This window comes from Caulobacter sp. GW821-FHT10A10 (assembly GCF_059415745.1).
The window spans coordinates 17,900-42,303 of record NZ_JBWKNV010000002.1 but is presented as its reverse complement, the minus strand read 5'-3'; the positions used below and the strand labels follow the sequence as shown (position 1 = coordinate 42,303).

Annotated in this window: 16 protein-coding genes; 9 read left to right on the top strand and 7 right to left on the bottom strand. The window is 68.9% G+C overall.

Annotated features, from left to right (window positions below; translation table 11 throughout):
• The first annotated feature begins 82 nt into the window (after positions 1-82).
• Together acnA and AC07NS_RS04965 are read left to right on the top strand one after the other, a co-directional pair.
• The gene (gene acnA, locus AC07NS_RS04970) at positions 83-2,770 is read left to right on the top strand and encodes an aconitate hydratase AcnA (protein ID WP_494601923.1); all 2,688 of its coding nucleotides are present in this window, start codon (positions 83-85) and stop codon (positions 2,768-2,770) included.
• Positions 2,771-2,940: 170 nt separating this feature from the next.
• Positions 2,941-3,648, top strand: coding sequence for a DUF1223 domain-containing protein (locus AC07NS_RS04965; RefSeq protein WP_494601921.1), 708 nt, complete (start codon positions 2,941-2,943; stop codon positions 3,646-3,648).
• Positions 3,649-3,654: 6 nt separating this feature from the next.
• On the opposite strand, the gene AC07NS_RS04960 is transcribed toward AC07NS_RS04965, so the two are convergent.
• Complete coding sequence (locus AC07NS_RS04960; protein WP_494601919.1) at positions 3,655-4,317, bottom strand: hypothetical protein; 663 nt, start codon at positions 4,315-4,317, stop codon at positions 3,655-3,657.
• A gap of 687 nt (positions 4,318-5,004) precedes the next feature.
• Here AC07NS_RS04960 and AC07NS_RS04955 point away from each other — a divergent pair.
• A complete protein-coding gene (locus tag AC07NS_RS04955) occupies positions 5,005-5,334 on the top strand; it encodes a DUF2794 domain-containing protein (RefSeq protein ID WP_494601918.1) in 330 nt (109 codons plus the stop codon).
• Positions 5,335-5,415: 81 nt separating this feature from the next.
• On the opposite strand, the gene AC07NS_RS04950 is transcribed toward AC07NS_RS04955, so the two are convergent.
• Complete coding sequence (locus AC07NS_RS04950; protein WP_494601916.1) at positions 5,416-6,162, bottom strand: Bax inhibitor-1/YccA family protein; 747 nt, start codon at positions 6,160-6,162, stop codon at positions 5,416-5,418.
• 163 nt (positions 6,163-6,325) lie between these two features.
• Between AC07NS_RS04950 and AC07NS_RS04945 the strand changes: the two genes are divergently transcribed.
• Positions 6,326-7,378, top strand: coding sequence for an aldo/keto reductase (locus tag AC07NS_RS04945; protein WP_494601914.1), 1,053 nt, complete (start codon positions 6,326-6,328; stop codon positions 7,376-7,378).
• Between the two features lie 128 nt (positions 7,379-7,506).
• Here the strand turns inward: AC07NS_RS04945 and AC07NS_RS04940 are convergent, their stop codons facing one another.
• Positions 7,507-8,703 carry a CaiB/BaiF CoA transferase family protein gene (locus AC07NS_RS04940; protein ID WP_494601912.1) on the bottom strand — a complete coding sequence of 399 codons (1,197 nt, stop codon included), beginning with the start codon at positions 8,701-8,703 and terminating at the stop codon, positions 7,507-7,509.
• A 116-nt stretch (positions 8,704-8,819) separates the two neighbouring features.
• On the opposite strand from AC07NS_RS04940, the gene AC07NS_RS04935 reads away from it, so the two are divergent.
• On the top strand, positions 8,820-9,413 hold the full coding sequence (locus AC07NS_RS04935) for a DUF4142 domain-containing protein (RefSeq protein ID WP_494601911.1): 594 nt from the start codon (positions 8,820-8,822) through the stop codon (positions 9,411-9,413).
• Between the two features lie 263 nt (positions 9,414-9,676).
• Here the strand turns inward: AC07NS_RS04935 and AC07NS_RS04930 are convergent, their stop codons facing one another.
• Both AC07NS_RS04930 and AC07NS_RS04925 read right to left on the bottom strand, forming a co-directional pair.
• A complete protein-coding gene (locus tag AC07NS_RS04930) occupies positions 9,677-13,276 on the bottom strand; it encodes an ABC transporter permease/M1 family aminopeptidase (protein WP_494601910.1) in 3,600 nt (1,199 codons plus the stop codon).
• A 14-nt stretch (positions 13,277-13,290) separates the two neighbouring features.
• Entirely contained in the window at positions 13,291-14,169 is an 879-nt protein-coding gene (locus AC07NS_RS04925) for an ABC transporter ATP-binding protein (RefSeq protein ID WP_494601908.1), read from the bottom strand.
• A 176-nt stretch (positions 14,170-14,345) separates the two neighbouring features.
• On the opposite strand from AC07NS_RS04925, the gene AC07NS_RS04920 reads away from it, so the two are divergent.
• The 4 genes from AC07NS_RS04920 (at position 14,346) to AC07NS_RS04905 (ending at position 17,162) form a co-directional block, all read left to right on the top strand.
• Entirely contained in the window at positions 14,346-15,026 is a 681-nt protein-coding gene (locus AC07NS_RS04920) for a fumarylacetoacetate hydrolase family protein (protein WP_494601907.1), read from the top strand.
• Positions 15,027-15,042: 16 nt separating this feature from the next.
• Positions 15,043-15,699 carry a maleylacetoacetate isomerase gene (gene maiA, locus AC07NS_RS04915; protein WP_494601905.1) on the top strand — a complete coding sequence of 219 codons (657 nt, stop codon included), beginning with the start codon at positions 15,043-15,045 and terminating at the stop codon, positions 15,697-15,699.
• The gene (locus AC07NS_RS04910) at positions 15,692-16,321 is read left to right on the top strand and encodes a carbonic anhydrase (protein ID WP_494601903.1); all 630 of its coding nucleotides are present in this window, start codon (positions 15,692-15,694) and stop codon (positions 16,319-16,321) included. Before maiA ends, AC07NS_RS04910 begins: the two co-directional genes overlap by 8 nt.
• A 214-nt stretch (positions 16,322-16,535) precedes the next feature.
• A complete protein-coding gene (locus tag AC07NS_RS04905) occupies positions 16,536-17,162 on the top strand; it encodes a DedA family protein (RefSeq protein ID WP_494601901.1) in 627 nt (208 codons plus the stop codon).
• Here the strand turns inward: AC07NS_RS04905 and pbpC are convergent.
• Entirely contained in the window at positions 17,159-19,198 is a 2,040-nt protein-coding gene (gene pbpC, locus AC07NS_RS04900) for a penicillin-binding protein 1C (protein WP_494601900.1), read from the bottom strand. The two genes, AC07NS_RS04905 and pbpC, sit on opposite strands and share 4 nt — an antisense overlap.
• A gap of 145 nt (positions 19,199-19,343) precedes the next feature.
• A complete protein-coding gene (locus AC07NS_RS04895; protein ID WP_494601899.1) occupies positions 19,344-24,374 on the bottom strand; it encodes an alpha-2-macroglobulin family protein in 5,031 nt (1,676 codons plus the stop codon).
• Positions 24,375-24,404 lie beyond the last annotated feature (30 nt).

Here is a 24,404-nt window from a genome sequence, read left to right as displayed (position 1 = left end):
ATGGACGCTGTGGGTCCCCCTCGATCGCGCGATCCCGGGAGTGGTTTTCCGGCGGCCGTGAACAGAGAAGGGATCCTTCCAAATGGCGTCAGTGGACAGCCTCAAAACCCGCCGCGAACTCGTCGTCGGCGGTAAGACCTACGTCTATTACAGCCTTCGCGCCGCCGAGGAAGCCGGTCTGGCCGGCACGGGCTCGCTGCCCGTCTCGATGAAGGTGCTGCTGGAAAACCTGCTGCGCTACGAAGACGGCGTCTCGGTCAACGAAGCCGACCTGAAGGCCGTGGCCAACTGGCTGGAAAACAAGGGCTCGGTCGAGCACGAGATCAGCTTCCGCCCGGCCCGCGTGCTGATGCAGGACTTCACGGGCGTTCCCGCCGTCGTCGACCTGGCCGCGATGCGCGACGCCATGGTCGCCCTGGGCGCCGACCCGGCCAAGATCAACCCGCTGAACCCCGTCGACCTGGTCATCGACCACTCGGTGATGGTCGACAACTTCGGCGACGCCAAGGCCTACGACGCCAACGTGAAGCGCGAATACGAGCGCAACATCGAGCGCTACCGCTTCCTGCGCTGGGGCTCGTCGGCCTTCAACAACTTCCGCGTTGTCCCGCCCGGCACCGGCATCTGCCACCAGGTGAACCTGGAATACCTGGCCCAGACCGTCTGGACCGCGCTCGTGGATGGCGCTGAAGTCGCCTACCCCGACACCGTCGTCGGCACCGACAGCCACACGACCATGGTCAACGGCCTGTCGGTCCTGGGCTGGGGCGTCGGCGGCATCGAAGCCGAGGCCGCCATGCTCGGCCAGCCGATCCCGATGCTGATCCCGGAAGTCATCGGCTTCAAGCTGACCGGCGCCATGCCGGAAGGCGCGACGGCCACCGACCTGGTGCTGACCGTCACCCAGATGCTGCGCAAGAAGGGCGTGGTCGGCAAGTTCGTCGAATTCTACGGCGACGCCCTGGCCAACCTGACCCTGGAAGACCAGGCGACGATCGCCAACATGGCCCCGGAATACGGCGCCACCTGCGGCTTCTTCCCGATCTCGGCCGCCACCGTCGCCTTCCTGAAGGGCACCGGCCGCGACGCCGACCGCGTCGCCCTGGTGGAAGCCTACGCCAAGGAACAGGGCCTGTGGTGGGAGCCCGGCGTCGCCGAGCCGACCTTCACCGACAGCCTGGAACTCGACCTGTCGACGGTTCTGCCGTCGCTGGCCGGCCCGAAGCGCCCGCAGGACCGCGTTCTGCTGTCGGACGCCTCGAGCAAGTTCGCCGAGTCGCTGGTCGGTGAGTTCGGCAAGGCCGAAGCCCCCGAGTTCCGCGCTCCGGTGGAAGGCGAGGACTTCGACGTCGGTCACGGCGACGTGGTGATCGCCGCCATCACCTCGTGCACCAACACCTCCAACCCCTCGGTCCTGATCGCCGCCGGCCTGCTGGCCAAGAACGCGGTCGCCAAGGGCCTGAAGGCCAAGCCGTGGGTGAAGACCTCGCTGGCCCCCGGCTCGCAGGTCGTCACCGACTACCTGGCCAAGGCCGGCCTGACCAAGCACCTCGACGCCCTGGGCTTCAACCTCGTGGGCTACGGCTGCACCACCTGCATCGGCAACTCGGGCCCGCTGCCGGAAAACATCAGCAAGACGATCAACGACAACGATCTGGTCGCCTGCTCGGTGCTGTCGGGCAACCGTAACTTCGAAGGCCGCGTGAACCCGGACGTCCGCGCCAACTACCTGGCCTCGCCGCCGCTGGTGGTGGCCTACGCCCTGGCCGGCTCGCTGAAGATCGACCTGAACACCCAGCCGATCGGCAAGGACAAGAAGGGCAACGACGTCTTCCTGAAGGACATCTGGCCCTCGAACGAAGACATCGCCGCCCTGCAGCGCAAGTCGATCAACGAGAAGATGTTCGCCAGCCGCTACGGCGACGTCTTCAAGGGCGACAAGAACTGGCAAGGCATCAAGGTCACCGGTGGCCAGACCTACGCCTGGGAAGGCGAGTCGACCTACGTTCAGAACCCGCCCTACTTCCCGAACATGTCGATGACCCCCTCGCCGGTCACCGACATCGTGGAAGCCCGCGTTCTGGCCGTGTTCGGCGACTCGATCACCACCGACCACATCAGCCCGGCCGGTTCGATCAAGACGTCCAGCCCGGCTGGTCAGTACCTGGTCAACCACGGCGTCGAGCCGATCGACTTCAACGGCTACGGCGCTCGCCGCGGCAACCACGAAGTCATGATGCGCGGCACCTTCGCCAACATCCGCATCCGCAACAAGATCACTCCGGAGATCGAAGGCGGCGTGACCAAGCACTTCCCCTCGGGCGAAGTGATGCCGATCTACGACGCGGCCATGAAGTACCAGGCCGAGGGCCGTCCGGCCGTCGTGTTCGCCGGCAAGGAATACGGCACCGGCTCGTCGCGTGACTGGGCGGCCAAGGGCACCAAGCTCCTGGGCGTCCGCGCGGTGATCACCGAAAGCTTCGAGCGCATCCACCGCTCGAACCTGGTCGGCATGGGCGTGCTGCCGCTGCAGTTCATCGCCGATGGCTGGCAGAAGCTGGAACTGACCGGCGAAGAGCTGGTCTCGATCCGCGGCCTGCAGGACCTGGCGCCGCGCAAGCAGCTGATCGTCGAGCTCTACCGTCCGACCGACGGCCGCATCGCGCGCTTCCCGGTGCGCTGCCGCATCGATACGCCGACCGAACTCGAGTACTTCAAGAACGGCGGCGTCCTGAACTACGTGCTGCGCAACCTGGCCAAGGCCGACTAAGCGCAGTCGCAAGACGCTGAATAACGAGGCGGCCGGCCCTTCTGGGGCCGGCCGTTTTCGTTGATGGGACCGCCGACATCGTTGTCGTGTGGATTTACCGGCCCCGAAGCGGTCATTTCACGGCCTCGTGAGCGGCGACGCAGCGGTTTCTTGGCTTAAGTGCGCCGCACATGCGTACGGCCTTGATCTCTGTTGTCTCCCTCGCCCTGACGAGCCTCGTCGCCGCCCCGGCCGCGGCCAAGTCTCCCGTGCTGGTCGAGCTGTTCACCGCCCAGGGCTGTTCGTCGTGCGGCAAGGCCAACCAGGCCGCCGCCGAACTCGCCGAGCGCGAGGACGTCCTGGCCCTGACCTATTCGGTCGATTACTGGGACTATCTCGGTTGGAAGGACACCTTCGCCAAGCCGGCCTTCGTCGAGCGCCAGCGCGTCTACGCCAAGGCCTTCGCCCTTAGGGACGTGCCCACGCCCCAGGTGGTGGTGGCCGGCAAGGTGCAGGCCTCCGGCGCCAAGGCCGAGACCGTCGACAAGCTGATCGAGACCACCCGCCTGCCGCCGGCGCCGGACATGGAGTTCGTCGGGACCGGCCGGGTGGCCATCGGCTCGGGCGTCGTGCCGCGCGGCGGGGCCGAGGTCTGGCTGGTGCGCTTCGATCCGCGCAAGCAGGAGATCGCCGTCAAGCGTGGCGACAACCGCGGCCAGACGATCGTCCACCGCAACGTGGTGCGCGAATTGGTCAAGCTGGGCCCCTGGTCGGGCCGTCCGAAGATGTACCGCCTGCCCGCGGGCCATGACGACGAACTGCAGACGGCGATCATCGTCCAGGGCGTCAAGGGCGGCCGGGTGCTGGGCGTGCTGCCGCCGGGCGGCAAGAGCCGCTGAGGCCGTTCAGTAGCCGGCCTGGGGCGTCCAGCCGGCCAGGCTGAGCATATACTCGCCCAGAGCCCGCTCGGGACCGCGCTTGGGCGACCAGCGGTTCACGTAGCGATAGGTCCCGCCTTCGGCGGACTCCAGGATCCATTGCGACCCGTCCGTGCCCATGGGGCAGTCGGCGGGGCGCAGCTTGAGGTTCGAGGCGGCCGCCAGCAACCGCTCGAAGCGACGCTCCTCGTCCTTGGTCAGCACCTTGTGGACGACCCCGCCAGCGGTTTCCTCCGGCAGGCCCGGGTCGTAGCCGCCGGCGCCGGACAGGCGCGTGGCGGTCAGCACGGTCTTGCCGTCGGGCCAGACGTTCAGGCGCACGATCATCGGCTTGTGAAAGGTCGGGATGAAGGTCAGTCGGTAGGTGCGGACGCCCGGCGGTCGCGGCTGGCGCGAGAAGGCGTAGAGCGAGGGTTCGTCGGCCGCCATCAGGATGCGCGGATACCATTCGGCCTCGACCTCGCTGATCACCGGCTGGCGTCGCAAGGGCAGGCAGATGATCGAAGGCTTGCGGAACTCGGCCGGGAAGTAGCCGGCGACGCGGGCGGGGTCTGGCGCCGCGGCGACTAGCAGCACCAGCGCCAGCAGGCCCATCAAGGCCGTCATCACGAAGCCCGAGCCCCCGTTCATGGCGCTTCTCTCCCTCGACGCATGTCGCCACGAGAGATTACGCGTGTCAATTGAGACGTGCAAAAGAAACCCCGCCTCGCCTTAGGGGATGGTCGGCGAAGCGGGGTCTTTAGGGGGAGGGGATAGAAATACGCGTCGGCCGAGCGGCGCGCCTCGTGGCCCGGAGGGCTGGAGGGGCTGTTCAGGATCCCGGACCGCTTGGCGTTCCGATCGACCGACCATGACAATCTGATCCCGGTCAGAGGCCAGGGAAGGGCGCGATCAGGGTCGTTTCGCGACGGGGTGAGGCGCCTCTATGGCGATCTTTGCAGTTGTGGAAACAACTGGAGGCCACATATGCGAAAGCCCGCGCGGGAGGGGGGATCCGCACGGGCTCTGCAAGAAAGAGAGAGGGGTTCTCTTTGTAGGTCTGTCGGCCGACCGGCCCGCGATCGAGGGGGGCTGGGGGGGCTGTTCAGGATCCAGGACCGTGGGGTGTCCGATCAGCCGACACTGACTTTTTCGACCCCCAAGCAGGCGGGCGCAGGACCAAAACAAGGTCATTTCGTGGCCTGGTGCAGCTTGGCTTGTCGCTTCGCCGAACGTTGTTGCGGATTTGCGACGGTGGAACCCGGGGGTGAGGCCCATCTGGCGCGTTCGTCCAACGCGCTCGCCTGATGGCGTGATTTGGGGTTAGGATTCGCGTCGATGGCCCTTGATGCTCCCTCCCCCGTCGGCGGCGTCGTGTTCTTCGAGCGGCGCGAGATCGACCAGCTCCTGCGGCTGTACGGCCGCATGGTCGCGGCTGGCGAATGGCGCGACTACGGCATGGGCGGCGCGGTCGACCACGCGGCCTTCTCGATTTTCCGCCATGCCGCCGAGGCGCCGCTCTACCGCGTCGAGAAGTGGCCGGACTTGGCCCGCAAGCAGGGCCAGTGGCTGGTGCGGGGCCAGGGCGGCATGGTGCTCAAGCGCGGGCACGAGCTGGCCCAGGTGCTGCGGCTGTTCGACAAGGGCCGGTTCAAGGTCGTGGACTAGGGCCTTCCCAGGCGATCGCTCACGAAAAAGCCCCGGCGGAGCGATCCGCCGGGGCTTCGTCTTTCGATCCGGGGCCGGGCCTTAGCGGCGGTCGCCCAGGAAGTAGAGCAGGAAGCGGAACAGGTTGATGAAGTCCAGGTACAGGTTAAGCGCGCCGTAGTTGGTGGCCACCGACTTGGCGGCCGCGTCGCCGCCGACCTGGTAGTAGGTCATCTTCAGGTTCTGCGTGTCGTAGGCGATCAGGCCGGCGAAGATCAGCACGCCGATGGCGTTGATCGCGAAGACCAGCGGGCCCGACGGGAAGAAGAGCGACACGACCGAGGCCAGGATCAGGCCCACCAGGCCGATGATCAGGAAGCTGCCGAAGCCCGACAGGTCCTTCTTGGTGGTGTAGCCCACCAGGCTCAGCGCGCCGAAGGCGGTGGCCGTGATCAGGAAGGTCGAGGCCACGCTGCTGCCGGTGTACATCAGCACCACGGTGCCGAGCGAGGCGCCGATCAGCGACACGATGGTCCAGTAGATCACGCCGGCGGTGCGCGGGGTGATCGACTTCATCACGAAGCTGGAGAACAGCAGGATGCCGAGCGGCGCGAACGAGATCGCGATGCCCAGCATGGTGTAGCTGACGCGGTTGCCGTTGACCTGGAACAGCAGGTCGCGAACCGGCGGGAACGAGCTGGTCGTCCAGGCCAGGGCGGCCGACAGCAGCAGGCCCAGCGCAACCTTGTTGTAGACGCCGAGCATGAAGCTGCGCAGTCCGGCGTCAACCGACATGTCGGCGCGATCCGTCGGGATCGAGCGCGCATAATCGCGGTTGAAGTCGTTCATCGAAGGAAGCCCTTTATGTTTCCGTCCCAAGGGGGACACGTGTGAAATATCGTGTCGAAAGCGGCCGCGCGCAAGGCTCCAGCCTTGGGTTGAGACCGCTAACGCCTAAATAGGCCAAAAAGCCAGGCTACAGGCCAAGCTACAGGATCGTTCAGGGGACTTCATGGATTACGTCGAACTCGGCCGTACGGGCATCCAGGTTTCGCGCTGCTGCCTGGGCACCATGACCTGGGGCTCGCAGAACACCGAGGCCGAGGCCCACGCCCAGATGGACTACGCCCTGGGGCGCGGGGTGACCTTCTGGGACACGGCCGAGATGTACGCCAGTCCGCCCAGCCCGGAGACGCAGGGCCATACCGAGCGCTACATCGGCTCGTGGCTGAAGAAGACCGGCAAGCGCAGCGAGATCGTGCTGGCCTCCAAGGTCGCTGGCCGGGGCTCGGCCTTCGGCGGCTTGTCGTGGATGCGCGCCGACGGGGCGACCACCCGCCAGACCAAGGCCCAGATCGACGAGGCGGTGGAAGGTTCGCTCAAGCGCCTGCAGACCGACTATCTCGACCTCTACCAGCTGCACTGGCCCGACCGCGCCGTGCGGGTGTTCGGCGGCCAGACCTACAAGGACTATGACGACGACTACCAGCGCTTCGGCGACATCCTCGAGGCGCTGGACGCCCACGTGAAGAAGGGGACGATCCGGGCGCTGGGCGTCTCCAACGAGTTCCCGTGGGGCGTGATGAAGTTCCTGGCCGAAAGCGAGGCCCGGGGCCTGCCGCGCATCGCCTCGATCCAGAACGCCTATCACCTGGCCAACCGCGTGTTCGAATTCGGACTGGCCGAGATCGCCATGCGCGAGCAGGTGGGCCTGCTGGCCTATTCGCCGCTGGCCCAGGGTCAGCTGACCGGCAAGTACCTCGACGGCAAGCTGCCGGAAGGCTCGCGCAAGGCGCTCTACAACCGCATGCATCGCTACGAGGGGCCGGGCGCGGTCGAGGCCTTCCGCGCCTATGTCGAGCTTGCCGTCCAGCACGGCCTGGACCCGGCGCAGTTGGCCCTGAAGTTCGTCGACGCCCGCCCGTTCGTCACCGCCACGATCATCGGCGCGACGAGCATGGAGCAGCTGAAGACCGACATAGACGCCTTCGACGTGGAGTGGACGGAGGAACTGGAGGCGGCCGTCAACGCCATCCACGCGGTGCATCCGAACCCTTGCCCGTAGAAGGGAACCTCCCCCTCTGGGGGAGGCGATCGCGCAGCGATCGGCGGGGGGAGGCGGGCCGACGTCTCGGAAGCTGAGACCGTCCCCCCTCCGGCCCTTCGGGCCACCTCCCCCAGAGGGGGAGGATCCTAGATGACGCCTCGCGCCTTCAGCTCCGCCACCGTCTCGGCCGCCATCCCCGCCACCTCGGCCAGCACGTCTTCCGTGTGCTCGCCCAGCGTCGGACCCGTCCAGCGCACGCCGCCGGGGGTGCCGGTCAGCTTCGGGAAGGCGTTCTGCATCTTCACCTGGCCGAACACCGGATGGGGCGCCGAGACGATCGAGTCGCGGGCCTGGAACTGCGGGTCGGCCAGCATCTCGGGCGCGCGATAGATGCGGCCGCAGGCCAGCCCCGCCGTCTCCAGCTTCGGCAGCAGGTCGTCGATGTCCTGGTCCAGTGTCCAGGCGGCGATGCGGGCGTCGAGTTCGGCCTGGTTGATCCCGCGCGCGGCGTGGTCGCGATAGCGTGGATCCTCGGCCAGGTCCGGCCGGCCCATCAGTTCGCACAGGCGCTTGAACAGGGTGTCCTGGTTGGCGCCGATCAGCACGAGTTCGCCGGACCGGGTCGGATAGACGTTGGACGGGGCGATGCCGGGCAGCACCGCGCCCGAGCGTTCGCGGATGTAGCCGGTGAGGTCATATTCGGTGACCAGGTTCTCCATCACCGTCAGCACGCTCTCATAGATCGCCACGTCGACGACCTGGCCCTTGCCGGTGCGCTGGCGGGCGTGCAGGGCCATCATCACGCCCAGAGCGGCGTTCAGGCCCGACAGGCTGTCGCCGATCGAGATCCCGGCCCGGGCTGGATTGCGGTCCGGCTCGCCGGTGATGTGGCGAAGGCCCCCCATGGCCTCGCCGACCAGGGCGTAGCCGGCCCGCTTGGCATAGGGGCCCGTTTGGCCGAAGCCGGAGACGCGGGCCATGACCAGGCCGGGGTTGGTCGCGGCCAGGGCCTCGTAGCCCATGCCCCACTTCTCCAGCGTGCCGGGGCGGAAGTTCTCGACCACCACGTCGGCCTTGGCGATCAAGGCGCGGGCGATGTCGCGGCCCTCGTCGGTGCGCAGGTCGACCGTGACCGACTTCTTGTTGCGGCCGATCACCGGCCACCAGGGCGACAGGCCCTGGGGTTTGGAGCGTCCCCACTGGCGCATCGGGTCGCCGGCCTTGGGGTCTTCCAGCTTGATCACCTCGGCGCCGAAGTCGCCCAGCACCTGGCCGCAGAACGGACCGGCGATCAGCTGGCCCATTTCGATCACGCGGACGCCCGCCAACGGCCCTTGGGTCATTTTGTTCCTCTCCCCGATCACGGAACCATCACGCGGCCGTGAACCTTCTTCCTGCCACACGGCGACGCGCGACGCCGACCCTTCTTGCCCAGAAAAACGCGCAGGGAAAGAAAGCCATGACCCGCAAGCTTCTCATCGTCGGCGCCGCCTTCGCCGCCCTCAGCCTCGCCGCCTGCGGCCAGAAGGAAGAGACCAAGGGCGCCGCCACCCCGGCCGAGCAGGCCGCCACCCCGGACGCCAATCCCGCCGCCACCGTCCCGACCCCGTCGGACGAGGCCAAGGCTCCGGACTTCTCGGCCAAGGCCGCCGCCGGCGACACGTTCGAGATCGAGTCCGCCAAGATCGCCCTCAAGCGCTCGACCAACCCCGACGTCAAGAAGTTCGCCCAGGCGATGATCGACGCCCACACCGCCACCAGCCAGGGCCTGAAGGCCGCCATCGCCGCTTCCGGCGCGACCATCACTCTGCCGGCCGCCCTGCCCGACGACCTGCAAGGCAAGCTGGACGACCTGAACAAGGCCGACGCCAAGGACTTCGACAAGGACTACGCCGACGACCAGGTCGACGCCCACCAGGCCGCCCTGAACCTGTTCCAGCGCTACGCCCAGGACGGCGACGTCGCCGCCATCAAGACCTTCGCCGCCGAGACCGCGCCGAAGATCCAGGAGCACCTGAACATGGCCGAGGGCCTGAAGAACGGCATGAAGTAGGGTTTGGGCTCAGCCCGGATACGGAAATCCCCCGGTCGAAAGGCCGGGGGATTTTCTTTGTCCGATATCTCCACTCCACAGCTCGTCATCCCGGCCGGAGCGCGCAGCGCGCAGAGCCGGGACCCAGGGGCCGCCGCACCACGCCGGCTAGCGGGAGGGCGGCGAGCCCAAGCGCAGCGTCCAGTCCCCCTGGGTCCCGGATAAGCGCTGCGCGCTTTCCGGGATGACGAACCTGGGGGATTGGGAAGCGGGGAAAGACCCCCTCAGTTCGCTGTCTTGATGACGTTGTCGTCGCCGTTGCGGTCGATCACCAGGTTGTAGGGATCCACCCCGGCCCAGCGCGGCGCGACCGACGTGACGAAGGTGAGGGTCTGGGTCCCAGTGCGGATCGGGCGGCGTTCGAAGGCGACGACGTTCTTCTGCGCGAAGTCCTTCTTGCCCGGCTCGGCGGTGAACAGGCCGACGTCCAGCACCTCGTTCAGCGGCGCGTTGGTCTCCTTGCCGCGGCCGTCGGCGTACATCTTGCGCGCCTCGACCACGAGCTTGACGTCGTAGCGGCCGTCGGCGCGCTTCTTCACGGTCGCCGACTTGGTCTTCAGGTCGTAGAGCGTGATCTTCTCGAAGAGATCGGTGATCAGGGCCTGCTTGTCGGCCGGGACCTCGGCGCGGAGGATGCGCAGGAAGTCGAGCGTGGTCGGATAGGGCGCGCCCTTCAGGCCGTACTCGGCGATCAGCCGGCGCAGGGCGCGGTTGACGGTCTCCTCGCCGACCTCGTGCTGCAGCCGGTACATGACCAGCGAGCCCTTGCGGTAGTGGACGTATTGCTGGTTCTCGACCCGGGCCAGCGGCTGCTCTTCGAGCACGTCGCCGCCGCGCGCGCGCAGGTAGCCGTTGAGTTCGAACTTCAGGAACTTGCGGATCTGGGCCTCGCCGTACATCCGCTTCATGACCATCAGCGCGGAATACTGGGCGAAGGTCTCCGACAGCATGGTCGAGCCCTGCTGGTCGGCCCCCAGCACCTGGTGGGCCCACCACTGGTGGCCGATCTCGTGCGCCCCGACATAGGTGACCATGTCGATCTTCTCGGGATCGCGGTAGTCGGCGATGAAGAACATGCCCTCCGACCAGGGGATCGTGCCGGCATAGGCCTGGGCGAAGTCGGCATAGGCCGGGAACTCCTGGAACCGCAGCTGGCGGAACTGATAGGGGCTGAACTGGGCCTGGTAGTAGTCGAGCGAGGCCCTCATCGCCGCGCGCATGCGGTCGATGTTCCACGCATGCTGCGGGTCGTAATAGACCGCCAGGTCGACGCCCTTGTAGGCCTCGCGCGAGACCGTGTAGCGGGCCGACTGGATCGACAGGAACGGCAGGATCGGGGCATCGGCGACGAAGCGCGCCGTACGGCGTTCCTCGTTCCCGGATTTCCACGTCCGCTCGGAGACCATGGTCCCCGGCGCGACCGGCGTCTGGTCGGCGTCGGTGGTGACGGTGATGTCGGAGGTCACGAAGTCGGCGTCGTGGCGGATGTAGTTGAAGCCTCGGCTGGCGGCGTCGCCCAGCTTGGCCATGCGCAGCTCCGGCGGCAGGCCGTACTTGCGGCGCTTGGCGCGGTCCTGCAGCAGGCCTTCGCGCGACATGCCCAGGATCGGCGCGATCTCCAGGTTGTTGAGGAAGGTCCCGTTGTCGACGATGCGGGTCTCGGCGCCGTTGTTCTTGAAGCCCTTCTGGCTGCGCTCGGTGATGAAGCTCATCCGGCGGGTCTCGCCGGGGGCCATCGGCGTATCGAAGGCGAAGATTCGGTAGTTGAAGCGGTCGAAGGTCTGCTTGGGCCGCGCGCCCTCGATCGACAGGCCGCGCACCACCAGGTCGCGGTCGAAGCGCAGGTGGATCTCCTTGATCGGCTGGCCGGTCTTGTTCTGGAAGACATAGGCGCCGCGGGTCACGGCCTTAGGCTCGTGCGGCCACAGGTCGACGTCCAGCTTCATGCCGACGATCTTGGGCTGAGGCGTGTTTTCGTAACGCAGCAGCGCCTTCTCGAAGTCGGCCGTCCAGCGCTCGTCGTCGAGATTGGTGCGGTACTCGTTCCAGACGTTGGTGTTGACGAAGATGAAGCCGCCCAGGCCCGCGAAGGCGGCCAGGAAGACGCCGAAGACGATCCCGTTGGCGCCGCGCAGGCGGTGGGGCAGGCGTCGCAGACGGGGCAGCAGCCGGGTCTCGGTTCCGCGCCGCCACAGGGCGTAGGACAGCAGGGCCAGCAGGACGGCGAAGGCGGTCCAATAGGCGCGGAACCACCAGGCGCCGATCCAGAACTTGCCCAGGCCGTTCATGTCGGAGAACGGCGTGTCGGGGGCGCCGCCGTAGTTGTAGAGGTTGTGCTGGAAGCCGAGGTTGCCGAAGGTCAGGGTGGCGACGATGTAGATCACCATCAGGCCCCAGCCGACGAACTTGTGCGGGCTCAGCACCTGCAGGAACACCGACAGCACCGCCAGCAGGATCCAGTCGACGCTCTGCGGCAGCACGTACCACAGCAGGTACTTGCCCAGTTCCAGGCGCTCATAGCCGTGGCTCAGCTGGCTGAAGATCGCCGCGACCACGCTGACCAGCAGGGTCGAGAGCAGCACCAGCGAAATGGCCGCCAGCTTCGGGGCGACGAAGGCCCAGTCGCCGACCGGCGTGGAATCGACGATCTCGTGGGTGCGCCGCTCGCGTTCGCGCCAGACCAGCTCGCCGGCGTAGTAGATGGCGATGATCATCGGGATCAGGCTGAACGAGCCCATCAGCGGCCGCAGCAGGATGCGGGTGACCGGGTGGACCATGCCGCCGTAGCCGGCCGCCTCGGTGGCGAACCATAGGGCGCCGGAGGCGTTCGACAGGCCAAGCGCCAGCAGCACGAAATAGGCCGGGCTCTTGAACACCTGCACCATGTCGAAGCGGGTGCGGGCGACGAACTGGGCCAGGGCGGCGGTCCGATCGTGGCGCGGCTTGGCCAGCGGCTTGATGACCGGGACCACCTCGATCGGCGGCGGCAGGCCGTTGGAGCGGGGCGCCTTGCGCTGCCCCGAAAGCTCGGCCGACTGGAACCGGAAGAGCCCGTAGGCGATCGCCAGGAAACCCGCCGACAGGACGAGGACATAGATCCGGTTGAACAGCAGAGGACCGGACAGATGCGGGATCAGGCTGTTGCGCTCGCTGGCCGTCCAGTACTTGGTCGCCAGGCTGAAGGCGCTGGCGCCTAGCGGATCCCACAGCGCCGCGCCGTGCTCGAACTCGGGCTTGTCGAGGGCGATGTTGGCGATGATCCACACCACCATGACGCCGACCACGCCCAGATAGGTCCACATCATCGAGCGGGTGACGGTGGCCAGGGCGAAGAACATCGCCGAGGTCAGCAGCAGGGCCGGCAGGGCCAGGACGAAGTACGAGAAGACGTAGGCGTCGAGCAGGTTGGGGCCCAGCTTCTCCGCGTCGATCCACGGCATCAGCGAGCCGATGAAGATCGCAAGGGGCACGGCCAGGAACGACACGGCGGCGGCCAGGAAGGCGCCGACGAAGCGTCCGTAGAGATAGTCGAACTTGCCGATGCGGGTGGTGCGCAGGATCGGGCCGTAGCCGGTCTCGTCGTCGCGGACGATGACGTTGGCCACGAACGCCGTCGTCACGAACATGTAGAAGATCGACAGGATCAGGTTGGTCTGGGCGATGGCGAAGGGGGCGTTCTTGTGGATCGAGCCACCGCCGCCGATCGAGATCTGCTCGATGGTCACCGAGCCGAAGGTCAGCAGGAAGAAGATGACCGCCACCACCCAGAACACCGGGGAGCGCAGCTGGTAGCGGAACTCGAAGCCCGCGATCTTGCCGAACATGGTCCTCGCGCCCCCTACGCCGCGCAGCGGGTCGTGGCGAGGGTCGAGAAATAGACGTCCTCGAGCCCGCCGGGCACGGGCGCGAAGCCCTGCCCCGGATCCTGGTCGGCGAGGACGTGGATGACGGTGCGGCCGCCCAGCAGCCGGGTCGAGATCACCTGGTGGGCCTTCTTGGCGTCTTCGAGCTCGGCCTTGTCGATGGTCTTCTTCCAGATCCGGCCGTCCAGCTGGCGGATCAGGTCGCCCGGGGCGCCTTCGCGCACGATGCGGCCGTCGCAGATGATGGCCATGGCCGGGCAGAGGTCGGAGACGTCCTCGACGATGTGGGTCGATAGGATCACCACCACGTTCTCGCCGATCTCGGCCAGCAGGTTGAGGAAGCGGTTGCGCTCTTCGGGGTCGAGGCCTGCGGTGGGCTCGTCGACGATGATCAGGCGGGGGTCGCCGATCAGGGCCTGGGCGATGCCGAAGCGCTGGCGCATGCCGCCCGAGAAGCCGGCGATGGCCTTGTTGCGGACATTCCAGAGATTGACCTGGGCCAGCAGGCTCTCGACGGTGTCCTTGCGCTCCTTGCGGCCGGCGATGCCCTTCAGAACGGCCATGTGGTCGAGCATGTCGTAGGCGCTGACGCGGGGATAGACGCCGAAGTCCTGCGGCAGGTAGCCGAGCACGCGGCGCAGGGCCTCGGGATCCTTCAGCACGTCGATGTCGCCGAAGCGGATGTGGCCAGAGGTCGGGGCCTGCAGGGTGGCGACGGTGCGCATCAGGGTCGACTTGCCGGCGCCGTTGGGGCCGAGCAGGCCGTACATGCCGCGCGGAATGGTCAGGCTGACCTCGTCGAGGGCCCGCACGCCGTTGCCGTACACATGCGTCAGATTTTCGATGATCAGCATCGTCGCTCGTCGCCCCCTAGTGTTAACGCCACAGTCCCCACTTCGTCATGACTCGACGGCGCAACCATGGGCAAGTGAAAGAACGTTTAGGCTGTCGGGTTCCCGACGAACGGCGTTCGGTTCGTCGTTTTCGGCCGGGGTTCCGGTCGGCGGCGTTTGGGTCTAAGCAGGTGGCCATGACGACCTTCGCCTTTCCCCCGCCCGTCCAAGCTTCGGTTCCGGTGGAAGGGACCGATGCGGTCTTCCCGGTCCGGCGCATCCTGTGCGTGGGCCGAAACTACGCCGCCCACCGCGCCGAGATGGGCGGCGACGAGCGTGATCCGCCGTTCTTCTTCGCCAAGCCGGCCGACGCCGTCGCGCCGCTGCTGGAAGACGTGCCCTATCCGCCGCGCACCGCCGACCTGCATCACGAGATCGAGCTGGTGGTCGCCCTGAAGTCGGGCGGCGCCGACATCGCCGTCGACGACGCCCTGGACCACGTGTTCGGCTACGCCGTGGGCGTCGATTTGACCCGCCGCGACCTGCAGGGCGCGGCGAAGGCCAAGGGCCAGCCGTGGGAAGCGGGCAAGGCCTTCGACTTCTCGGCCCCGATCTCGGCCATCCGCCCAGTCGCCGAGGCCACGCTCGACGGCGCCATCTGGCTGACCGTCAACGGCGTGCAGCGCCAGACCGGCCTGATCGCCGACATGATCTGGAACATCCCCGAGATCATCGCCGAGGCCAGCAAGCTGTGGACCCTGGCGGCCGGCGACCTGATCTTCACCGGCACGCCCGAGGGCGTCGCTGCGGTGGTCAAGGGCGACAGGATCGTCGGCGAGGTCGACGGCGTCGGCGCCCTGGCCTTCACCCTGGTCTGACGGGAGGGCGCGAGCCGTGACCCTGACGCTGTTCGGCTACTGGCGGGCGGCCGCGCCCTATCGCGTCCGCATCGGCCTCAATCTCAAGGGCCTGGCCTATGACCAGAGCCCGGTGAACCTGCTGAAGGGCGAGCAGCGCCAAGGCGCCTATCTCGACCTCAATCCGCAGGGTTTGACGCCGGCCCTGGCGCTTAGTGGCGATGGGGGGGGCGGCGTGGTGCTGACCCAGAGCCTGGCCATCCTCGAATGGCTGGACGAGACGCATCCGCAGCCGCCTCTGCTGCCGGCCGATCCGCTGGGCCGTGCGCGGGTGCGGGCCATGGCCCAGACCATCGCCTGCGACATCCATCCGCTGAACAACGTGCGGGTCACCGGCGAACTGGCCGCGCGAGGCCAGGACGAGGCCGCCCGCACCGCCTGGATGGCCCGCTGGCTGAACGAGGGCTTCACCGCCCTGGAAGCCGCCGTCGCCGCCCACGGCGGAACCTATGCCTATGGCGATACGCCGACCCTGGCCGACATCTGCATCGTGCCGCAGGTCTACGGCGCGCGCCGGTTCAAGATCGACCTTTCACCCTTCCCGCGGATCGTCGCGGCCGCAGACCGCGCCGCCGACCATCCCGCCTTCGCCGCTGCTCACCCCAGCCTCCAGCCGGACGCCGCCGATGCTTGAAGATCTGAAAACCAACAACGCCAACTGGTCGCTGCGCAAGACGGAGGTCGACTCCGACTTCTTCAAGCGCCTGGAGAACCAGCAGAGCCCCGAGTACCTGTGGATCGGCTGCAGCGATAGCCGCGTGCCCGCCAACGAGATCGTCGGCCTGGATCCGGGCGAGCTGTTCGTCCACCGCAACGTCGCCAACCTGGCTCCGCCGCAGGACGCCAACTACCTGTCCGTGCTGCAGTTCGCGGTCGACGTGCTGAAGGTCAAGCACGTGATGGTCGTCGGCCACTACGGCTGCGGCGGGGTGGCGGCGGCCATCGACGGCAAGCGCCGGGGCCTGGTCGATCACTGGCTGCACCCGATCCGCGAAGTCCACGCCGAGCACAAGCACGAGCTGGAAGCGATCCCGGAAGAGCGCGACCGCCTCAACCGCCTGTGCGAACTGAACGTCATCCGCCAGGTGCGCAACGTCGCCTCCGACGTCTTCGTGCAGGACGCCTGGGCCCGCGGTCAGAGCCTGTCGGTGCACGGCTGGGTCTATTCGCTGTCGAACGGCCTGGTCACCGACCTCAATGTCGGCATCTCCAGCATCGAGGACTATGAGCGGGTCCTGACGGGCAAGCCGGAGTAAGGTTCCTTCTCCCTTCCCCCTTTGATGGGGGAAGGGTCGGGGATGGGGGTGACAGCGCTTCAAGGCGAGGCGCGAACCTGACCGCCGCAGCCACCCCCACCCCAGCCCTCCCCCATCAAGGGGGAGGGAGCCCTGGCCGCGCCTTATCGCCGCACCTTACAAAAACCGCCTTCGCCCTTACCTGTTCGTCACCTTGTTGCGGCACGGTGAGCGCATGGACGCCTTCCTCCAGACCCTGCACGAGATGGTCGTCGAGCACCGCCTGCTGGTGTGCGCGATCCTGGCGCTCGTCACCCTGCTCGAGGCCCTGATGCTGGTCGGGGTGCTGATCCCGATCATGGCGGTGATGCTGACGGCCGGGGCGCTGATCGCCACCGGCTCGCTGCATCCGGTGGAAGTCATCATCTGGTGCAGCGTCGGCGCGGCCGCCGGCGACGCCATCTCCTATCTGATCGGCCAGAAGATCGGCGCAAAAGCCGTGCGCCATCCGGCTGTGGCCAGGCATCGCCGCACGGTCGCCCGCGCCCGCCTCTACACCCGACGCTATGGCGTGCTGGCCCTGGCCGTGGCCCGGTATCTCGGCCCGTTGCGGCCGTTCGTGCCGATGGCCGCGGGCATGACCCGCATGCGCGACTGGACCTTCCACGCCGCCAACACCGTCACCGCGCCGCTGTGGGTGGTGTCGGTACTGGCCCCCGGCTATCTCGCCGCCCGCAATCTCGGCTACTGGAAGCCCGATCCACAGTGGCTGACGGCCCTGGCCGTGGGCGCTTTGCTGCTGGTCGCCACCGTCGCCGTCGTCCGCGCCGCGCCGTTCAAGGCCCAGCCGGCGAAAGCCTAACCCGGCGCCTTGATGCGCACCCGGGCGCTGGCCGCCCGGCCCTGGGCGTCGACCACTCGCAGCCGATAGAAGCCCGCCGCCGGCGGACGCCACACCGGCTTGCCGCTGACCGCGTCCTGTGAGAGCGGCGCGCCGTTCACGTACCACGACAGGTTCTCGCCGCCGGCCGCCAGGACGAGGCCGCGCGAGCCCTTGCCCAACCCCTCGACCTGCACCGTCGCCCCGTCCGGCGGGAAGATCAGGCGTGGACCTTCGTCGGCGACGGTCTGGAGACGCTGCAAGGCCCCCGGCGCCGACTTCGGCGCGATCGGGCGCGGGGCGGTGGGCGGAGCGCCGACCAGATCGGCGACGTCGAACAGCAGGGGTAGGGCGGCGTCGCGGCCCGTCAGCCCGCCGCGCGCGCCGCCATCGGCGCGGCCGGTCCAGACAACGATGGCGTGCCCGCCCACGACGCCCGCCGCAACCGCGTCGCGGAAGCCGTAGGAGGTGCCGGTCTTGAAGGCCATGGCCGGTCCGCCCCGGGTCAGGGCCGAGGGGGCGCGGCCGCGTGGGCCGGGGGCCTCGCGCAGGATGTCGAGCACCTGGTTGACGGCTTCGGGCCGGGCGATGCGGGTTCCGCCCGAACGTTCGCGGGCCTTGGCCTCGTCCACCGTATAGGCAAGCGGCTTGGCCACGCCACCGTCGCCGAGGGCGGCGTAGAGGGTGACCAGATCGCGCAGGGTGATGCCGGCCCCGCCCAGGGCCAGGGCCAGGCCCGCGGCCTTCACCTCGGCCTTGGGCCGCAGCAGCTTGACCCCGCCGGCCTCCAGGCGGGCGGCGAAGGCCTCGGGGCCGATCTTCTCCAGGGTGGCGACGGCCGGCACGTTCAGCGAATAGGCCAGGGCCTCGCGGGCGGTGACCTTGCCATGGAACACGCGGTCGAAGTTCTCGGGCTGGTAGTCGGCGAAGCGGGTCTGGGCGTCGTCGATCTGGGTGTCGGGCGCCAAAGCGCCGTCGTCGAAGGCGAAGGCGTAGACGAAGGGCTTCAGGGCCGAGCCGGGCGAGCGGGCGGCGCGGGTCATGTCCACCCAGCCGCCGGGCCGGTCGCGGCCGCCCGAGCCGACCAGGGCCCGGACGGCGCGATCCTTGATCCGCACGACGATGATGGCCGAGGTCGCCTCCGGACCCTGGCTGGCGGCGACGGCGGCGGCCATCGGTTCCAGCCGCGCCTGGAGGTCGGGATCGATGGTGCTGGCGACGCTGGGCTGGCTGGCCGGCGCGGCAGCGGCCAGCTGGCCCGCCAAGTGCCAGGCCATGGCCGGAAAGACGCTGCGGCGGGGGATCGGCTCGCCCTCGGCCTCGACGGCGGCGATGTCGGCCAGCACGCCGGCGCGGACCATCTTGTCCAGCACCGCCCGCCGGGCCTCGCGCGCGGCTTCGGGTCGCCGGTCGGGACGGCGGCCTTCGGGGGCCTGGGGCAGGGCGATCAGCAGGGCCTGCTCGCCGTCGGTCAGGCTGGACGGCTCGTGGCCGAAATAGGAGAGGCTGGCGCCCCGCACGCCTTCCAGATTGCCGCCATAGGGGGCCAGGGTCAGGTAGAGGGCGAGGATCTCGTCCTTGGTCAACCGGCTCTCCAGCTGCACGGCGCGGACCATCTCGATCAGCTTGGAGCCGAGATTGCGCGGCCGGGGCTCCAGCAGGCGCGCTGTCTGCATCGACAGGGTCGAGGCGCCGCTGCTGATCCGGCCGTGGATCACGGCCGAGCCCGTGGCGCGGACCAGGGCGATCGGGTCGACGCCTAGGTGCCAGCGGAAGCGGGCGTCCTCCACCGCGACCAGGCGCTTCAGGAAGGTCGGGTCGGTGCGTTCCAGGTCGGCCCGCACCCGCCAGCGGCCGTCCTCCACCGGCAGGGCGCGCAGCCACGCCCCGCGTTCGCCCAGCACGACGGGCGAAGAACGCTTGGCGCGGCCCATGTCCGGCGGGAAGGCGGCGCTGGCGGCGAACAGCACGACCTGGGCGGCGAGGAAGCCGGTCAGTACCCGCGTGATCAGCGGCATCCTCCCCTCCCCCTTGAGGGGGGAGGGGGCAGGGGTGGGGGTGACTTCGGTGTTGGCGGTGGTCACGGCGTTCTATCCTGAGACGCCGTGATCACCCCCATCCCCGACCCTTCCCCCATCGAGGGGGAAGGGAGAACGCTGAACATCACTGCCCCGCGATCGTCGTGCGGCCGGCGTCCGACCGGGCGGCGATGCTCGGGCGGTACATGTCCTTGGCCACGGCCCCGGGCAGGAAGAACTCGCCCGGCGTCACGGCCCGCGCGATGTAGGCCATGGCGAAGGGTTTGTTGCCCTCCAGGTCCAGCGCGGCGATGTAGCGGTCGTCGCGGCTTTCCTGGGCGTCGGGGCTGGAAAGCTCGCCAAGGAACCGGAACGGCCCGTTCTGGGCGTCGTCGGCGCCCAGCGGGGCCTCGATCTCGAAGCCGGCCGGCAGGGCGTCGTCGACCACCAGGGCGGTCGAGCGGGCCTGCAGCGACCGGCCCTGGATCAGCACGATCACCCGTTCGCCCTGGCGGATGGCCGACGGATCGACCGCGCCGCCGCTCATCGTGAACAGCCGCTTGCTCACCGTCAGGCCGTTGCTGGACGCTCCGGGGGCGAGGATCGGCGTGCCGCGCACGCTGACCGTCCGCCACAGGGCGCCCTTGCCCTTGTTGGTGAAGCGGGCGTCGGCCAGCTTGCCCACCGCCCAGCGCGGCGCCCCGCCCGCGGGCGGCAGGCCGATCACGCCCTGGGCGTCGATGCTGATCGGGCCTGCGGCCTTCATCAGCTGGTGGGCGGCGAACAGCAGCTGGGCCTGTTCCTGGGTGTTCAGGGCGTCGGGATCCTTGACCACGTTCTCCAGGCGGCCTTGCAGGCGGGCGGCGACATCGGTCTGGCCGGCCTGGACCGCCAGGGCCGTGACCGCGGCCACGTCGCGCAGAGGGCTCTGGTACCAGTCATACTCGTCGCGCCAGTTCAGCGAGTTGACCGCCTGGCGCATGGCCGAGCGGGCCCGGGCGTGGTCGCCCATCAAAGCCAGGCCTGCGGCCACTTGCGCCTTGGCCAGCGGCTGGTCCTCGTCCTTCATCTGCACGTCGTGCCACCAGCGCAGGCGGGCCAGGTCCCCGCGCCCGGCCTTGGCCAGGACGTAGAGGGCGTAGGCGCTGGCCCGGCGGCGCATGCGCTCGGTGGCCTTCTTGCTGTCCTCGGGGCTACGGCCCCACCAGGCCGGATATTCCAGCCGGTAGGAGACCGAGCTCCAGCCGTCGGGACGGCTGATCTGGCGCATGGCGTTCAGAGCCTTGTCCAGCGCCTCGTCGGGCACGGCCACGCCCTGCGCCTTGGCTTCCAGCAGGAAGTCGGTGGCGTAGGCGCCGAGCCACGCGTCGGCCTCGCCGTCGCCCACCCGCCACAGGCCGAAGGCTCCGTCGAGGGTCTGGCGATCGAGCAGTCGGCCCACCGCGCCCGCCAGGGCGGCCGGGGTGCGCTTCAGCTTCGGATCGCTGGAGACGCTCTGGGCGTAGAGCAGCGGATAGGCGGTCGAGACCAGCTGCTCGGTGCAGCCGTAGGGGTAGCGTTGCAAGGCCACCGCGATCGCCGACGGGTCGAAGCCCTTGAACGGCGAGTAGCTGACCTGCAGCGTCACGTCCCCGGCCGCCAGGCCCGACAGCAGCTGGTAGTTGGGGGTGTAGCTGGTCCCCGGAGCCTGCAGTTCGGTAGTGGTGCGCACCACGTCGCCCCAGCCCAGGCGGGTCTGGATCGGATAGTCCTTGGCGGTCGAGAAGCCGGGGCCGCTGACCTTGAAGCCGATCTTGCCGATGCCGGTGACGTCGGGCGCCAGGAAGGGGATCTTCTCGGCGACGCGCTGGCCCAGGATCAGGGTGATCACCTTCTTGAAGGCGACCTTCAGCCCGCCCGAGGCGCTGGCCTCGGCGGTGTAGGCGCCGGGCTTGCCCTCGACATTGTGCAGTTCCAGCGTCGCGGTCGGTTTGTCGCCGGGCGACAGGAAGCGGGGCAGGTTGAGGTCGGCCACCACCGGCTGGCGCACGGTCATGGCCTTGGAACCCGAGCCGACGGCCTCGTCGGTCCAGGCCACGGCCATGATCCGCAGCTCGCCGTTGAAGTCGGCCGGCGGCAGCTTGACCACCGCCTTGCCGTCGAGGCCGGTCTCGACCACGCCCGACCACAGGGCCACGGTCTTGATCGGCGTGACCGTCAGGCCCTCGCCGCCCAGTTCGTCGCCGCCGAAGTTGACGTTGGCCGGCGCGCCCATGTTCGGGTCGAGCAGGCGGCCGTAGTCGTCACGGTAGTCGAGCGTCAGGGCCCGTTTGCCGAAGTACCACTTCACCGGATCGGGGCTTTCCTGACGGGTCAGGCGCAGCACGCCCTCGTCCACCGCCGCGACGGTGACCCGGGCCTTCTGGCCAAAGCCCAGGCCCTGCACCTTCAGCGGGATCTCGACCGGGGCCTTGGAGTCGATCTTGGCCGGCGTGCCGATGTCGACCACCAGCTTGCGGCCCTTCGGCTCCAGCGGCACGTAGACGAGGCCCAGGGCCCGCTTGGGCTTGGGCGAGGCCACCGGGTCGCGCGGCTGGATGACGGTGACCATCACATAGGCCCCGCCGCCCCAGGCGGCGCTGGTCTTCAGCTTCACGGTCGCGCCGTTCTCGCCGACCGAGACGTTCTTGAAGTCGATCAGACGGTCGGTGGCCACGGCCACCTGGGCCTGGCCGGCATAGGGCGCCTTGAGGGTGATCTCGACGGTGTCGCCTTGCGCATAGGCCTTGGTTCCGGCCGACACGCGGACATAGTCGGGCGCCTCGGCGTCCTTGGCCGGCGAGCCCCAGCCCGAAGAGAAGCGGGTGATGGTCTTGGTCCCATCGGCGCCCTCGACCACCAGGCGGTAGTCGCCCCAGCCGAGGCGGCGGTTCACGCGCGCCGACTGGCCAGCCGACAGGTTCAGCGCGCCCTTCATGACCACGGCGTCGCGGCTGGTGCGCCGCCACTGCCAGCGGCCGTCCTGCTGGAACCAGTCGTAGTTCCAGTTCTCGCTGATCAGGGTGTAGTTGGCGGTGGTCGAGATCCGCTTGCCGGCGGCGTCGACGGCGATGATCTCCAGGCTGACGGGCGGATCGCCACGGTCGTTCTGACCCTGCTCGATCTTGACCCCGTAATAGACCGGCTTGCCGCGGACCTTCAGCTCCAGGCCCTCGCGCACTGGACGGCCGCCGGGCTCGAACACCGAGGCCGTGACGGCCGCGACCAGCGGCTGGCCGGTCTCGCCGACGTCGGACGTCGCCAGGTTCAGCACCGCCCGGCCTTCGCCGTCGGTGACGGTGTTGCCCAGCTCGATCAGCTTTTCGTCGAACGGCTCCTGGGCGTCGCCCCACTCGAAGCCCTTGTATTGCGGGAAGGGATCGGTGTCGCGGCGCAGGCGGGCCTCGCCCTGCGTCTGCAGGCCCGAGCCCGGCGCGCCGTAGAGGAAGCGGGCCGAGACGTTGATCTGGCGCGTCTCGCCGATGCGGACCGGCGCGCTTTCCTGGCCCGTGGCGGTGACCGCGAGACGCTGAGGAGCAAAGTCCTCGACGCTGAAGCTCAGCGAACCGGACGAGGCCTCGATGCCCTCGATGTGCAGCTCGGCGGTCCAGCGGCCGCGCGGGGCGCTGCGGGGCAGGGCGATGTCGATCGGCACGGCGCCGGCGTTGGCCTGGCCGAACCACCAGCGCTTGTACTCCACGCCCGAGGGGCGCTTGACCAGGATATAGCCCTTGCGGTCGTTGACCGCCTTGGCCAGGCGGTCGCGGACCATGGCCGTCAGGTGCACGGTCTCGCCGGGGCGATAGATGCCGCGGTCGGCATAGAGCCAGCCGTCGATGTCGGTCTTGGCCTCGCGGCCGCCCTCGCTCTCGGTACGACCGCCGACGCCCTGCTTGGACAGGTCCACCGGCGAGCGGTCGAGGTCGAGCACCGACAGGTCGCCCTGCGGACCATAGGCCATGACCATCTTGGCGCGCTCGGCGCCTTCGCCTTCCAGCAGCGGGCGGGCGAAGCGCACGCGGCCGTCGGCGTCGCTCTTGACCTCGGCCAGGGGCTCGCCGTCGCGGGCGACCAGGGCCACGCGCACGCCCGACACGGTCTTGGCGGTCTTCAGCGAGCGCACCACGACGTCCAGCGCTTCGGAGCCGTCATAGGCGATCAGCGCCATGTCGGTGAACACGATCCAGCGCCGGGCCTGGGCCGGCGGGGTGTCGCCCTCGCCGTCGGGATCGCGGCCGCCCGAGGCGTCGCGCGCCTTGATGACATAGGCGCCGGCCTTCATCTCCTTCAGCACCGCGCCCAGCGGGAAGACGGTGGTGGCCTTCTGGCCGGCGGCGCCGTCGACATTGACCTCGCCCTTCCAGATGCGGCGGCCGTCGTCATTGGGGCTGTCGTCGCCGTAGTCGCTGTTCCAGTCGCCCTCGCCGGTGGGGTCGGGGGCGCTGATCGACTTGCGGACCAGGTTGCGGTCCGACACGCGCCAGACCTCCACGGCCAGCTTGGAGACGTTCATGGTCTCGATGGCGACGCCGTCGGACTCCTCGCGCGGCAGGATCACCCCGTCGCCGGCGAAGCCGACGTACGGGGGCTTCTCACCAAACGTGAAGTCGACGTCGGCGTTGGCCCCCAGGGTGTCGCCGCCCTTGGCGGGCAGGCCCTTCAGCAGGGTGACGCGGTGGTCGGTGAAGCCGATGCCGCCGACGCACAGCTCGTCGCCCTTGACCCGCACGGCCGGGGTGCGGCCGAGGTCGGGCGAGACCATGACGAAGTCGGCATAGGTATTGGACGGGTCGAGCTCGCGGCTCATCTGGATGCAGGCCAGCGGATCGCCGCCGGAGCTGTCGATGCGGGTGCGCCAGACGGCGAAGCCTTCGGGCTTGGGAACGCCGCGCCGACGGGCGCCCGCGTCGCGCGGCTTGCCGAACAGCGACCAGGCCTCGCCCTTGACCGCGCCGCCGCTGGCCGCGGCCTTGCCCCCGCCGCCGCCACCGAACCAGCCGAGGTCGGCGGTCTTGGCCGCCACGAAGCCACCGCCGAAGCCGAGGACCAGGGCGGCCGCCGCCACGGCCGCGGCCGGGGTCAGCAGGTGGGGTTTCAGACGGGTCCAGACGGAGGACTTGGCCGTGCCGCTGCCCTGCGGCGTCTCGTCCGTCGGCATCCGTCGTCTCTCCCAAAGCGAAGTGATTTG

Coding starts and splice junctions, on each gene's coding strand:
- acnA (WP_494601923.1), top strand. CDS start 83: ATGGCGTCAGTGGACAGCCTCAAAACCCGCCGCGAACTCGTCGTCGGC.
- AC07NS_RS04965 (WP_494601921.1), top strand. CDS start 2,941: ATGCGTACGGCCTTGATCTCTGTTGTCTCCCTCGCCCTGACGAGCCTC.
- AC07NS_RS04960 (WP_494601919.1), bottom strand. CDS start 4,317: ATGAACGGGGGCTCGGGCTTCGTGATGACGGCCTTGATGGGCCTGCTG.
- AC07NS_RS04955 (WP_494601918.1), top strand. CDS start 5,005: ATGGCCCTTGATGCTCCCTCCCCCGTCGGCGGCGTCGTGTTCTTCGAG.
- AC07NS_RS04950 (WP_494601916.1), bottom strand. CDS start 6,162: ATGAACGACTTCAACCGCGATTATGCGCGCTCGATCCCGACGGATCGC.
- AC07NS_RS04945 (WP_494601914.1), top strand. CDS start 6,326: ATGGATTACGTCGAACTCGGCCGTACGGGCATCCAGGTTTCGCGCTGC.
- AC07NS_RS04940 (WP_494601912.1), bottom strand. CDS start 8,703: ATGACCCAAGGGCCGTTGGCGGGCGTCCGCGTGATCGAAATGGGCCAG.
- AC07NS_RS04935 (WP_494601911.1), top strand. CDS start 8,820: ATGACCCGCAAGCTTCTCATCGTCGGCGCCGCCTTCGCCGCCCTCAGC.
- AC07NS_RS04930 (WP_494601910.1), bottom strand. CDS start 13,276: ATGTTCGGCAAGATCGCGGGCTTCGAGTTCCGCTACCAGCTGCGCTCC.
- AC07NS_RS04925 (WP_494601908.1), bottom strand. CDS start 14,169: ATGCTGATCATCGAAAATCTGACGCATGTGTACGGCAACGGCGTGCGG.
- AC07NS_RS04920 (WP_494601907.1), top strand. CDS start 14,346: ATGACGACCTTCGCCTTTCCCCCGCCCGTCCAAGCTTCGGTTCCGGTG.
- AC07NS_RS04910 (WP_494601903.1), top strand. CDS start 15,692: ATGCTTGAAGATCTGAAAACCAACAACGCCAACTGGTCGCTGCGCAAG.
- AC07NS_RS04905 (WP_494601901.1), top strand. CDS start 16,536: ATGGACGCCTTCCTCCAGACCCTGCACGAGATGGTCGTCGAGCACCGC.
- pbpC (WP_494601900.1), bottom strand. CDS start 19,198: ATGCCGCTGATCACGCGGGTACTGACCGGCTTCCTCGCCGCCCAGGTC.
- AC07NS_RS04895 (WP_494601899.1), bottom strand. CDS start 24,374: ATGCCGACGGACGAGACGCCGCAGGGCAGCGGCACGGCCAAGTCCTCC.